This window comes from Janthinobacterium sp. CG3 (assembly GCF_000344615.1).
Taxonomy (GTDB): domain Bacteria; phylum Pseudomonadota; class Gammaproteobacteria; order Burkholderiales; family Burkholderiaceae_D; genus Janthinobacterium.
The window spans coordinates 471,995-484,167 of sequence record NZ_KB467825.1 but is presented as its reverse complement, the minus strand read 5'-3'; the positions used below and the strand labels follow the sequence as shown (position 1 = coordinate 484,167).

The 12,173-nt window shown below is 64.4% G+C and carries 10 protein-coding genes and 1 pseudogene; 8 read left to right on the top strand and 3 right to left on the bottom strand.

Annotated elements, in window-relative coordinates:
• Nucleotides 1–144 precede the first annotated feature (144 nt).
• Together JANGC3_RS34380 and JANGC3_RS0126770 are read right to left on the bottom strand one after the other, a co-directional pair.
• Nucleotides 145–1,050, bottom strand: a pseudogene (locus JANGC3_RS34380) (M56 family metallopeptidase); the annotation flags it as partial.
• The gene (locus JANGC3_RS0126770) at nucleotides 1,047–1,430 is read right to left on the bottom strand and encodes a BlaI/MecI/CopY family transcriptional regulator (protein WP_026133569.1); all 384 of its coding nucleotides are present in this window, start codon (nucleotides 1,428–1,430) and stop codon (nucleotides 1,047–1,049) included. The gene JANGC3_RS0126770 and the pseudogene JANGC3_RS34380, both read right to left, overlap by 4 nt.
• Before the next feature lie 175 nt (nucleotides 1,431–1,605).
• On the opposite strand from JANGC3_RS0126770, the gene ampC reads away from it, so the two are divergent.
• The 4 genes from ampC to JANGC3_RS0126755 all read left to right on the top strand — a co-directional run bounded on the left by ampC (nucleotide 1,606) and on the right by JANGC3_RS0126755 (nucleotide 3,971).
• Nucleotides 1,606–2,826 (top strand): class C beta-lactamase, encoded by a 1,221-nt coding sequence (gene ampC, locus JANGC3_RS0126765; protein WP_198292112.1) that lies wholly within the window; start codon nucleotides 1,606–1,608, stop codon nucleotides 2,824–2,826.
• A 127-nt stretch (nucleotides 2,827–2,953) separates the two neighbouring features.
• The gene (locus JANGC3_RS0126760; RefSeq protein ID WP_017879573.1) at nucleotides 2,954–3,295 is read left to right on the top strand and encodes a hypothetical protein; all 342 of its coding nucleotides are present in this window, start codon (nucleotides 2,954–2,956) and stop codon (nucleotides 3,293–3,295) included.
• A gap of 65 nt (nucleotides 3,296–3,360) precedes the next feature.
• Nucleotides 3,361–3,603, top strand: a complete 243-nt coding sequence (locus JANGC3_RS31920; protein WP_081612051.1) for a DUF1272 domain-containing protein — start codon at nucleotides 3,361–3,363, stop codon at nucleotides 3,601–3,603.
• A gap of 26 nt (nucleotides 3,604–3,629) precedes the next feature.
• Nucleotides 3,630–3,971: a gamma-glutamylcyclotransferase family protein gene (locus JANGC3_RS0126755; RefSeq protein WP_017879572.1), complete on the top strand. Its 342-nt coding sequence runs from the start codon at nucleotides 3,630–3,632 to the stop codon at nucleotides 3,969–3,971.
• Nucleotides 3,972–3,997: 26 nt separating this feature from the next.
• On the opposite strand, the gene JANGC3_RS0126750 is transcribed toward JANGC3_RS0126755, so the two are convergent.
• Entirely contained in the window at nucleotides 3,998–4,969 is a 972-nt protein-coding gene (locus JANGC3_RS0126750) for a LysR family transcriptional regulator (protein WP_017879571.1), read from the bottom strand.
• Between the two features lie 27 nt (nucleotides 4,970–4,996).
• Here JANGC3_RS0126750 and JANGC3_RS0126745 point away from each other — a divergent pair, with 27 nt between their 5' ends.
• The 4 genes from JANGC3_RS0126745 (at nucleotide 4,997) to JANGC3_RS0126730 (ending at nucleotide 11,968) form a co-directional block, all read left to right on the top strand.
• Entirely contained in the window at nucleotides 4,997–5,896 is a 900-nt protein-coding gene (locus JANGC3_RS0126745; protein WP_017879570.1) for an NmrA family NAD(P)-binding protein, read from the top strand.
• Between the two features lie 380 nt (nucleotides 5,897–6,276).
• The gene (locus JANGC3_RS0126740; RefSeq protein WP_017879569.1) at nucleotides 6,277–8,628 is read left to right on the top strand and encodes a TonB-dependent receptor domain-containing protein; all 2,352 of its coding nucleotides are present in this window, start codon (nucleotides 6,277–6,279) and stop codon (nucleotides 8,626–8,628) included.
• Nucleotides 8,629–8,697: 69 nt separating this feature from the next.
• On the top strand, nucleotides 8,698–10,566 hold the full coding sequence (locus JANGC3_RS0126735) for an alpha-amylase family glycosyl hydrolase (protein WP_232429823.1): 1,869 nt from the start codon (nucleotides 8,698–8,700) through the stop codon (nucleotides 10,564–10,566).
• Between the two features lie 52 nt (nucleotides 10,567–10,618).
• Entirely contained in the window at nucleotides 10,619–11,968 is a 1,350-nt protein-coding gene (locus tag JANGC3_RS0126730; protein WP_017879567.1) for an MFS transporter, read from the top strand.
• The last annotated feature ends 205 nt before the right edge of the window (nucleotides 11,969–12,173 follow it).

Genomic DNA, 12,173 nt, shown 5'->3' with positions numbered 1-12,173 from the left:
GGCGGCGGCGACCGGGTCGATACGCCACGCCAGCGCCGGCTGGAAGGCCAGGGTGGCGCCGACAATGCCGGCCAGGCCGGCGAGCGCCGCGCAGCGCCCCCACGGACGCCGCGACGCGGTGCCGGGCTGGCGGATCAAGGCGATTCGCTGCGCCAGGGTGCTGGCGCCGACGCCGCCGAAAGCCAGCGCCGCCGGCGTCGGGCCGCGCTGCATTCTGAGCTGCGCCACCAGCGCCGCCGCATACGCCTTGCGCTGCGCCTGCGGACGGCCGCGCAGCACGTCGCGGTCGCAACCGAGTTCCTGCGCCCACGACAGCTTGGCGCGTAGCAGCCGCATAAAGGGATTGAACCACAGCAGTGTCTGGAGCAAGACGCCGGCGCTCATCCAGTGCAGGTCGCGCCGCCGCAGATGCGTGAGTTCGTGCTCGACGATCATTTGCTGCTGTAGCACGTCGAAGCCGCGCAGGTGGCGCGGCAACAGCAAGCGGGGTCGGAAGAGGCCGAACAGCATCGGCGAAATCGGCGCGTCGACTTCGATAACGGCGGGCGCGCGCGCCAGCGTCGCGGCGAAGCCGTCATGCTGGTTCAGCGCGTCCACGCGGCATCCGGCGGCGCACAAGCCGTTTAATATTCGCCGGGCGTGCAGCAGCCTGGCGCCCGCATAGCCAAGGCCGAGCAGATACACCAGCAGCCAGGCTTGGGCGCCATAGGCAAGCCAGGGGCGCTCGATGGACCCGGCGACCGGCGCGCTGACAGCGGTGCTGGCGGCCGCCCGCGCCGTCGTCCCGCCTGCCGCGACAAGGCGCGCCGCCGTCTCGTCGGCCAGGTCGATCGGCGGTATCACCCGCAGTCGTTCACTGTGCGGCAGCAAGATCACCAGAAAGGTCGCCACCACCGTGATTTGGCTCAGCAGCCACATCGAGCGCTGCAGGGAGAATTCGGCCACGCAGCGGCGGCAAAGCGCCGTCAGCGCCCACACGCCCAGTCCGGCGACCACGCAACCGCAACTGGCCAGCAGAAAGCGCAACAGCCACAGGTCGAACGCGCTCATGCCGGTTCGCCGCGCTCTTCCGGCCAGTCGAGCAGTAATTGCTCCAGCTGCGCCAGTTCGTCCTCGTCGACGAGCCGGCTGCCGGTGAACATCGTGGCCGACAAAGGCGTGTCGATCTCCATTACGCGCTTGCCGAAGTCGTGCGCAAACGCCGCCAGGGTGTCGACCTTTTCAAGCGCCGCTTCATACACTTGCACGCCATGTAGCGTGGATTGGCGCACCGATCGCTTGGCCAGCATGCGCTCGAGCGTTTTGCGGGTCGACGAGTACGACCAGCCAAGTTCGCCTTCAACCTGGTCGTGGATTTCGCGGGCGCTGAGCGGTTGCCGCTTCCACAGTGACTTCAGCACAGTCAGTTCAGATATCGAGGGTATGGCCATGTCGGGACGCTCCGTTTGCGACTATTGCCACCATTGTGCGACGTTTGTCGCTTTGCAGTCAAGACAGCGTCAACAAATCGCGAAAATATTACAGTTGACAGGTGTGCGACGGTTGTCGCAATATGGTGATACTTGTCGCAGTACGGCGGCATCAATCTTTGAAGGAATTACCTATATGCCCCCGAAAACCATGCGTCTTCTGACACTGCTGTCGTCCTGTCTTCTGGCGGCCGCCAGCCATGCCGCCGACAATATGGATCCATCCGAGATCCAGGATACGGTGGACTCCGTGATCAAGCCGCTGCTGAAAAAATCCGCTATTCCGGGCATGGCGGTGGCGCTGACCGTGAATGGCAAAAACTACTTCTACAACTACGGCGTGGCGTCCAAGGAAACCGGGCAAACCGTTAGCAACGCCACCTTGTTCGAGATCGGCTCGGTGAGCAAAACCTTCACGGCAACACTGGCCGCTTACGCGCAGGTCCATGGTTTGTTTTCACTATCGGATAGTGTCAGCCAGCATTTGCCTTACTTGCGTGGCAGCAGCTTTGACAATATCAGCCTGCTTCATTTGGGCACGCATACGGCCGGCAACTTCCCGCTGCAAATCCCGGACGAGGTGAGCAATACCGAGCAATTAATGGAATACTACAAGAACTGGAAACCCGCGCACGCCGCGGGCACGAACCGGACTTACTCCAACCCGGGCATCGGCCTGCTTGGCATCGTCACGGCCAAGAGCATGGGCATGTCGTTTGCGGATGCGATGGAGAAAAGGCTGTTTCCTGAACTAGGAATGACGCACAGCTACGTCAACGTGCCGGCAGCGCAAATGCAGCATTACGCGCAGGGCTACAACAAGGAGGACGCGCCGGTCAGGGTGAACCCCGGCCTGCTGGCCCTCGAATCCTACGGCGTAAAAACCAGTGCGGCGGACTTGATCCGCTATATCGACGCCAACATGGGCCTCGTCAAATTGGATGGCAAGCTGCAGCGCGCGATCACCGACACCCATACCGGCTATTTCAAGTCGGCCGACATGACGCAAGATTTAATGTGGGAGCAATATCCCGGCACGGTGGATTTGTCGCGTTTGTTGGCGGGCAATTCCTACAAAATAATCTATGACACGACCAGTGTCAGCAAGCTCACGCCGCCGTTGCCGCCGCAAACCGATGTGCTGATCAATAAAACCGGTTCAACGGCTGGCTTTGCCGCGTATGCGCTCTATCATCCGGCAAAAAAAATAGGCATCGTCATGCTGGCCAACAGGAATTACCCGATCGACCAGAGAGTGACCGCCGCGTATCAAATATTGACCCGGCTGGGCAGCGTGCCGCGGCCCCCCAAAGCGCTCAAAGAGGGCAATTTGGCGAGCGTAAATACACAGTTTTGACATTCAAGGAAAACGCCCCGGAAAACCTTCAATACTGTCGCAAACCACCGCTTAACTCCGTTGATCGCGCGTTGTTCCCAAGCCGATAGAACCTTATCATGGTGTCTTTGCGGCCTGGGCCAGACAAATGAAGCAAATCATTGAAATCAGAGGATATAAACTCAAACTAGGCTCAGCGGATGCATTCCACCAGGTGATGCAGCAGCGTTCCGTGCCGCTTCTGCTTGCGGCGGGCACCGACGTCGTCGCCGCGCGCTCCTCATTGCATTCACCTGACGACTATCTGCTGATCCGGGCCTATCGGGACGTGTTGCATCGGCGCCGGAGCCAGGAGCGCTTTTATGGCAGTCAAGCGTGGTTGCAAGGTCCTTGTGACGCGGTAATGGCATGCATCGACAGCTACACGGCCGTGATCGAGGCGGATCAAGCCCTCATTGATAGCCTGCGCAGCCTGTCAATTTCAGTATGAACAAGGTGTTCCTTGACGCGCGCCGGCGTCAACGTCGTTGGACAATCACAATAAAGGACAGCGCCATGCTGAAAATGAAACCTAGCTGCGAATGCTGTGACAAAGACCTTCCCGCGGAGCAATCCGGTGCCCGCATCTGTTCATTCGAGTGCACCTTCTGCGAGGCTTGCGCGACGACTTTCGCGGCCAAATGCCCGAACTGTGGCGGTGAACTTGTCGCACGGCCCAGCCGATCGCTTGCCAAGCTCGTCAACAATCCAGCTTCCACCCACCGCGTGCACAATCCGGCTGGCTGTTCCAAGCTTTGAACTTACTGTGAAGGAGGCCAGACTCAATGACGCAACTTCTCTTTTCGTATGGAACGCTCCAGCAGCGTGACGTGCAATTGGCCACCTTTGGGCGCGAGCTTCAAGGTAGCGCCGACCAATTGCCGGGGTTTCATCGATCGATGGTGAAAATCGACGACCCGCAGGTTGTCAAGACAAGTGGCAAGAGCCACCATCCCATCGTTAAACAAACGGGCATAACGACACACCGCGTTGCCGGTACCGTTTTCGAGGTGACGGATGATGAACTCGCGCATGCAGACAAATATGAAGTATCGGACTACCAGCGCGTCTTAGCTCCACTGTCCTCCGGAAGAACGGCGTGGGTTTATGTAGACGCGCGCGCATAGTCAGGTCCGTACATCGAAGCGGACATTTATGCGACCGTATTGAACGACGCGACGACGTCGACAAGCTGCTGCCTGACCCAAATATGGGCAGGGTCGCGGTGGAAACGCTCGTGCCAGATCATAGCTGGCGACAGGGGCGCAAGCTGTAGCGGTAGATCCAGGATAGCGAGCGGGAGCTTTGTCGCAAGTAGGCGCGCCAAACGGCTTGGCAAGGTGAGAATCATGTCACTGTCCGCCACCAACATCGCACCCGCAAGGAAGTGGGGAACGCGCAGTGCGACGTGGCGGGTGAGTCCCAGTGTCGAGAGAGCGACGTCGACCGCACTTTCTCCCACGCCGGAAATGGTCACGGCAGTGTGACGCAAGCTCACATAACGCTGCAGACTGAGTCCGTCCGCCACACCGGGGTGATCGGACCTCGCCACGCACACCAAGCTGTCGGCGTAAAGGCCGCGTCGATGGAAACTGCCGGGCAGTGCCTCGAAAATTCCCAGTGCCAGATCCGCGCCCCCCTGCTCGATAAGCCGCACGTTGTCCCCAGCAGGCTGCGCGATATGCAGACTGAGCGCAGGCGCATGGCGCTCGAAGCGGGCGATCAAACCAGCAAGGACAATCAGGCTCAGGTGATCGTGAGCGGCGATCGTGATGCGCCCCGTTGCAGAGGCGGGATCGAAGACGGCAGGCGAGACGATGCCCCGGGCGTCGTCCAGTAGCTTGGCCACTGGACCTGCCAGCGTTTCGCCGCGGGGTGTCAGTTCCAGACCGAGCTTGCCGCGGACCACCAGGCGATCACCCAGCATCGTGCGCAGTCGCCCCAGCGCGCGGCTGGCGGCCGGTTGGCTCAAGCCCAAGCGGAGGCCAGCCTGGGTCACGCTTCGCTCCCGAACGAGTGCTTCGAACAGCTTTAACAAATTGAGGTCGACCGTCGATAAATCCACTTGGTGCATGGTGACTATGACTTTCATGCCATTTATGTATGTCGAGTAATCATGCACCATCCTGTTTCATCTGAATAGGAGATTTTTATGACTGCTGCCTCCCCCCTTCCTTACGTTGTATTCGGCGTGACCGGCCGTACCGGCGCCGCTGCCGCCGATGCGCTTTTGCGCTCCGGCCATCCCGTGCGCGTCGTGGTACGCGACCCGGCCAAGGGCCGGCCATGGGCCGAACGCGGCGCAGAGATTGCCGTGGCCGACCTGACAGACCTGGCCTCGATGACCAAGGCGCTCAGTCGGGTCCAGGGCGCCTATGTCGTCAGTCCGCAGCACTACGCCCGTGAAGACCTGTTCGAGAGGGCAGGCTTGATCGCCGATACCACGGCGCGCGCTGCGGTTGCGACGCACGTGCCCAGGCTTGTGGCGCTTTCCTCGGTGGGCGCCGACCGTGAAAGCGGAACCGGATGGATCAGGATGAACCGCATTTTCGAACAGCGTTTAGGCGAAACCGGTGTTTCCACCACCTTCCTGCGCGCCGCCTATTTCATGGAGAACTGGATGCCGATGGTCGGACAGGCCATGCGCAGCGGCACTCTGCCGACGTTTCTGGCGCCACCACAGCGCCCCCTCCCGATGGTGGCGACTGTCGATGTCGGTAGCACCGCAGCCGCTTTGCTGCAAGAAAAAACAACGGGGACCCGCATCGTCACTCTCTCGGGGCCCGCAGACTACGCCCCGGATGATGTCGCCGCCATTATTTCGGCCACGCTGCAGAAGCCTGTCGACGTGGCGGTCCTGCCGGAAGCAGAGTGGGCCAAAGCGCTGGCGGATGCCCATTTCTCAAGGGCCGCCCTGGCTGGGTTCGCCGAAATGACCCGTGGCCTCAATTGCTCGCATATCGGCATCAACAGCGATCCCACCGCGGTCGAATGGGCGGGAACGACTACGCTCGAACGAGTCATCGTCCAACTGGCACAGCGTCAGCGATAAAGGCCAGCAGTCCCCCCGCCATGCGGGAACGCAGCCGCGTTTCCGCACATCTCGCGCGTTACTTGGTTATTGCAACCGATTGCATAAATTCCAAATATTTCATTTATTTTTATGCTGCGGCGCAGCAAAGGGCGCGACGCAAATACGGAGGAAGAATCGCACTCTACATAGCTAATCGCCGCGTGAATTCATGAAAAAACAACGGAAATTTCCAGCTCAAATCCTCCATTGCAATCGATTGCAATAATTTCTTATTCGATGAATAATGGCGCACCTGCCCAGCAAACGCAGCGACAAAACGGACGGTTCGGTTTTGCGCGCGTCGGCGAGGGCTCAATCGTCGCCGCCCTTTCGCGGCGACCGACAAACTGGAGGAGACTATGGAAACACGTATCGCCAAACTCGGCTGCATGGCCGCAGCCGTCGCCGTCGCAGTGCTGCATATCGGCGCCGCCCACGCGCAAGAAACACAGGCCGCCGAGCCGGTCGCCGAAACCGCCGCCGAACCCGTCGCGAACACCGCGCAGGTCGCGCCGGCCGCCAAGCCCGCCGCCGAGGGCCTGAACCTGGAACGCGTGGTCGTCACCGGCACCGCCGGCGGCGCCTCGAAGATGAAGTCGAGCGTTTCGGTCAGCACCATGGAGCTGAGCACGATGCTGCAAACGGCGCCGAGCAGCGCCGCCGACGTGCTGCGCGCGGTGCCCGGCCTGCGCGCGGAGTCGTCTGGCGGCGAGGGCAACGCCAACATCACCGTGCGCGGCGTGCCGATTTCGGCCGGCGGCTCGCGCTACGTGCAAATCCAGGAGGACGGCTTGGCGGTGCTGCAGTCGGGCGACTTCAACTTCATCACGCCGGACAGCTACGTCAAAATCGACGGCACGCTGGACCACCTGGAAGTGGTGCGCGGCGGCTCCGCCTCGACGCTGGCGAGCAACTCGCCGGGCGGCATCATCAACTTCATCAGCAAGACCGGCAAGGAAAAGGGCGGCAGCATCGGCATCAGCCGCGGCCTTGGCTACGACCAGACCCGCTACGACTTCGACTACGGCGCGCCGATCTCCGAGCGCACCCGCTTCTTCATCGGCGGCTCCTACCGCAGCGGCGAGGGGGTGCGCAAGACCGGTCTCAACATGGAAGAGGGCGGCCAGATCCGCGGCAACATCACCCATGAACTGGACCAGGGCTTCATCCGCTTGTCGTTCAAGCACCTCGACGACAAGTCGCCGACGGCGCTGCCGGTGCCGGTCCAGGTCAGCAACCAGCGCATTTCGGACATGCCCGGCATCGACCCGCGCACGGTGTCGTTCTACTCGCCGTACTGGGTGCGCGACGTCACGCTCGACAAGAACAACAAGCACGTGTCGAGCGACGTCAACGACGGCCTGCACGTGACCAGCAACTCGCTCGGCCTGGAGGCCTCGTTCAAGCTCGGCGGCGGCTGGACCCTGAGCGAGAACTTGCGCAAGTCGGACAACGGCGGCCGCTTCATCGGCGTCTTCGCCGCCAACAACGGCGCGCTCGGCAACTATACCCTCGCCACCGGTCCGCGCAAGGGCCAGGCCTACAACGGCCGCGGCTTCTCGGCGGTGGTGTTCAACACCTCGATCGACGACGCCGGCAACACCCTCAGCGACACCAAGCTGGCCAAGACCTTCCAGTTCGACGGCGCCAAGCTGACCGCCACCGCCGGCCTGTACAACTCGCTGCAAAAGCTCGGCCTGACCTGGAGCTTCAACGAATACCTGATGCAGGCCAGCGGCGACAAGCCGGCGCTGCTGCAAACGGCCAGCGCCACGCCGGGGCTGGTCGGGCCGGCCTTCAACGCCTGTTGCACGCGCGCCGTCGACGTCGAATACACGCTGCTCTCGCCCTACCTGAACCTGGGCCTCGAACGCGGCGACCTGAACGTCGACGCCAGCGTGCGGCAAGACCGCCAGCGCGCCAGCGGCAGCTACAACAGCGCCGCCGGCGGCGTCCGCTTCGACCCGGCGACGGTGCAAACGGTCGACTATAAAATCAAGCACACCTCGTACTCGGTGGGCGGCAATTACAAGCTGGACCGGAACCTGGCCGTGTTCGCCCGCGCCAGCGACGGCGTCGCCTTCAACGCCGACCGCATCCTGTTCGGCACGCCGCTCGACGGCAGCGCGCCGGTCAACATCAACACCGTCAAGCAGCTCGAAGGCGGCGTCAAATGGCGCAAGGGGCCGTTCAGCGCCTTCGCCACGCTGTTCCAGGCCAAGACTAAGGAGAGCAACTACGAGGCCACCACCCAGGTCAGCACCGCCAACAGCTACGACGCCAAGGGCGTCGAGCTGGAGTCGGCCTACAGCGCCGGCGACTTCCACGTCAACGGCGGCCTGACCTACACCAAGGCGCACATCACCGCGACCGCGCCGGGCGGCGAGGCGACCATCGGCCACACGCCGCGGCGCCAGGCCGCCGTGGTCTACCAGATCGCCCCGACCTACGAGCTGGGCGACGCCCGCTTCGGCGTCAGCGTCATCGGCACGGGAAAATCGTGGGCCGACGACCGGCACAGCATCGTCATGCCGGCCTATCGCGTGGTCAACGCCTTCGTTAACTACCAACTGACGCCGCGGGCCCAGCTGTCGCTGAGCGCCAACAACCTGTTCGACCGCATCGGCTACACCGAAGTCGAAGGAAACGGCAGCGCCGCCCGCGCCATCGGCGGGCGCGCCGTCAAAGCCAGCGTCAAGTACTCGTTCTAAACCCCCCGCCGCGCGGCCGGGCCACCGCCCCGCCGCGCGGCGCACCACATCGGACGCACCACATTGAATATGATCGCCACTTTCCCCCCGCTACAGCGCATGCTGGCGGCGATGCCCGCCCACTTGCACGCCGACGCGGCGCGCCGCTACGCCCGCCACGAGCCGGTGTTGTACCAGCGCCTGGCCAGCCTGTACGGCGAGCGCGCCGATTTCGACGCCTGGTTCGGCGACCTGATGGAGGCGGTCGGGCGGCTGCACGCGGCGCGCCCGCCGGCGCTGCTGGCGCTTGACGCCGAGCGGGCCGAGCGGCCCGACTGGTTCGCCGGCCAGCGGATGCTCGGCTACAGCGCCTACGCGCAGCGCTTCGGCGGCACGCTGCGCGGCGTGGCCACGCGCATACCGCACCTGCGCGAGCTGGGCGTGACCTATCTGCACCTGCTGCCGTTCCTGCGCGCGCGCGCCGGCGAAAGCGACGGCGGCTTCGCGGTGGCCAGCTTCGACGAGGTCGAACCGGCGCTCGGCAGCAACGCCGACCTGGAAGACCTGACCGCGCAACTGCGCGAGAACGGCATCAGCCTGTGCTCGGACATGGTGCTCAACCACGTCGCCGACGACCACCCGTGGGCGCTGGCCGCCATCGCCGGCGCGCCCGGCATGCTCGACTACTTCCACACCTACCCGAACCGCAAAACCCCGCAGCGCTACGAGCGCACGCTGGGCCAGGTGTTCCCCCAGGCCGCGCCGGGCAACTTCAGCTACGTCGCCGCGCTGGGGCGCTGGGTCTGGACCACTTTTTACCCCTACCAGTGGGACTTGAACTACGCCAACCCGGCGGTCTTCGGCGCCATCGCCGAGGCGCTGCTGGGGCTGGCCAACCGCGGCGTCGAAGTGTTCCGGCTCGACTCCACCGCCTTCCTGTGGAAACGCGAGGGCAGCAACTGCATGAACCAGCCGGAGGCGCACAGCCTGCTGCAGGCGATCCGCGCCATCGTCGCCATCGCCGCCCCGGGCGTGCTGCTCAAGGCCGAGGCGATCGTGCCGACGCCGCTGCTGCCGGCCTACTTCGGCAGCGCCGCCGCGCCCGAATGCCACATCGCCTACCACAGCAGCCTGATGGCGGCGGCCTGGGGCGCGCTGGCCGAGCAGGACACCGAGCTGCTGCGCCGGGTGATCGCGGCGACGCCGCCGCTGCCGCCGCACGCCAGCTGGCTCAGCTACGTGCGCTGCCACGACGACATCGGCTGGAACGTGCTGCGCGGCGAGGCCGGCGGCGACGGCGCCGACGCCACCGCGCGGCTGGCGCGCATCTCCAACTTCTTCGCCGGCGCCGACGGCGGCTACCCGGCCGGCGCGCCGTTCCAGACCAGCGGCGCGCACGCCGCACACGGCAGCAATGGCATGGCCGCGTCGCTGGCCGGGCTGGAACGGGCCGACGGCGAGCCGGCGCGCCAGCAGGCCTTGCGCCGCCTGCTGCTGCTGCACGGCCTGGCGCTATGCTTCGGCGCGCTGCCGGTGCTGTACATGGGCGACGAGCTGGGCATGCTGAACGACTACGCCTTCCTGGCCCGGCCGGAACGGGCCATCGACAGCCGCTGGTTGCAGCGGCCCGACTTCGACGACGCCCGGCTGGCGCAACGGCACGACGGCGCCAGCCTGGCGGGCCGGGTCCACGCCGGGTTGCGGCGCATGATCGCGGTGCGCCAGCAGCGCCCGGAGCTGGCCGCCGGCGCGCCGCGCGCGCTGCTCGACACCTGGCAAGCGGCGCTGCTGGCGCTGGCGCGCGGGCCGCGCTTCCTCTTCCTCGGCAATTTCAGCGGCGCCGAAGTGCGCTACCAGCTGGCGGAAGGGCGCTGGACCGACTGCCTCGGCGGCGACGCCCGCTGCGGCCGCATCACGCTGCAGCCCTGGGCCATGCTGTGGCTGGAGCGCAGCGCCTAGTCCGGTAAAAAGCACATCGCCAGCATAATAACGACAACATAACGAGACCGACATGACCCAACACTTGCACAAGGCCGTAGCCACGGCGACCCGGCAGAAACCGCGGTTGACGTTTTGGCAGATCGTCAATATGAACATCGGTTTCTTCGGCATCCAGTTCAGCTTTGGACTGCAGCAAAGCAGCATGAGCCCGATCTACACATACCTCGGCGCCGACGAGGCCAGCCTACCCTACCTGTGGCTGGCCGGGCCGATGACGGGGCTGCTGGTGCAACCGCTGATCGGCGCCATGAGCGACCGCACCGTCACGCGCTGGGGCCGGCGCACGCCGTACTTCCTGATCGGCGCCATCCTGTGCAGCCTCGGGCTGGTCGCCATGCCGTTCAGCCCGACCCTGTGGATGGCCGCCAGCCTGCTGTGGATACTCGACGCCGCCAACAACGTGACGATGGAACCGTACCGCGCCTTCGTCAGCGACAAGCTCGACAAAAGCCAGCACTCGCTCGGCTTCCTGACCCAGAGCGCCTTCACCGGACTGGGGCAGACGCTGGCCTACCTGGCGCCGTCGCTGCTGGTGCTGCTGGGGATGGACAAGGACGCCGTCAACGGCAGCCACATTCCGCACATCGTCATCGCCGCCTTCATGATCGGCGCGGTGTTTTCGATCAGCTCGATTCTGTGGACCCTGAAGACCACGCCGGAGCACCCGTTGAGCGAGTTCGAACTGGCGCAGATCCGCGCCAAGCCGCCGGGCTGGCGCCACACGCTGGGCGACATCGGCGCGGCGCTGCGCGACATGCCGGCGACGATGAAGCAACTGGCCTGGGTCAAACTGTTCACGTGGTACGCCATGTTCTGCTACTGGCAATACATCATGCTGTCGCTGGCGGCGACCATCTACGGCACCGGCGACCCGGCGGCGCAGGGTTTCCGCGACGCCGGCCTGCTGAACGGCCAGATCGGCGCCTTCTACAACTTCGTCGCCTTCCTCGGCGCCTTCGCGCTGGTGCCGTTCACCCGCCGCTACGGTCCGAAAACCATGCACAGCGTCTGCCTGGCGCTGGCCGGCGCCGGCATGCTCGGCATCCCGCTGATCCACAGCCCGGCGCTGCTGCTGGTGCCGATGGTCGGCGTCGGCCTGGCCTGGGCCAGCATCATGGGCAACCCCTACATCATGCTGGCCGGCAGCATTCCGCCGGAGCGCACCGGCGTGTATATGGGTATCTTCAACATGTTCATTGTCATCCCGATGATTATCCAGATTTTCACGCTGCCGCTGTTCTACCGCGCCTGGCTCGGCGGCAACCCGGAAAACGTCATCCGCCTGGCCGGCGCGCTGATGCTGTGCGCGGCGGCGGCCGTGCTGTTCGTCAAAATCAAGCCCGCCCCTTCCGTGTCGTAGGTCGGGTGCGGGGGGCCGCCGAGGCGGAACGCGTCATCCGCGGCCGAGCCGCCGCCGACGCCAGTCGGCTGACGCCCCTTGGGCTAACCCGATCTACGAAACCCGGCCACTTTTGCGACTTGTTGTGCAATTGGTGCAAAAATCGCGTTAGACTGTTCCCCTTGCAATGATTGCCGCAGGCCAAACCGGTGGCCGCGCGCCGCCG

Bases quoted from the DNA above. Each gene is read 5' to 3' on its own strand.
- JANGC3_RS0126770 (WP_026133569.1), bottom strand. From the start codon at position 1,430: ATGGCCATACCCTCGATATCTGAACTGACTGTGCTGAAGTCACTGTGG.
- ampC (WP_198292112.1), top strand. From the start codon at position 1,606: ATGCCCCCGAAAACCATGCGTCTTCTGACACTGCTGTCGTCCTGTCTT.
- JANGC3_RS0126760 (WP_017879573.1), top strand. From the start codon at position 2,954: ATGAAGCAAATCATTGAAATCAGAGGATATAAACTCAAACTAGGCTCA.
- JANGC3_RS31920 (WP_081612051.1), top strand. From the start codon at position 3,361: ATGCTGAAAATGAAACCTAGCTGCGAATGCTGTGACAAAGACCTTCCC.
- JANGC3_RS0126755 (WP_017879572.1), top strand. From the start codon at position 3,630: ATGACGCAACTTCTCTTTTCGTATGGAACGCTCCAGCAGCGTGACGTG.
- JANGC3_RS0126750 (WP_017879571.1), bottom strand. From the start codon at position 4,969: ATGGTGCATGATTACTCGACATACATAAATGGCATGAAAGTCATAGTC.
- JANGC3_RS0126745 (WP_017879570.1), top strand. From the start codon at position 4,997: ATGACTGCTGCCTCCCCCCTTCCTTACGTTGTATTCGGCGTGACCGGC.
- JANGC3_RS0126740 (WP_017879569.1), top strand. From the start codon at position 6,277: ATGGAAACACGTATCGCCAAACTCGGCTGCATGGCCGCAGCCGTCGCC.
- JANGC3_RS0126735 (WP_232429823.1), top strand. From the start codon at position 8,698: ATGATCGCCACTTTCCCCCCGCTACAGCGCATGCTGGCGGCGATGCCC.
- JANGC3_RS0126730 (WP_017879567.1), top strand. From the start codon at position 10,619: ATGACCCAACACTTGCACAAGGCCGTAGCCACGGCGACCCGGCAGAAA.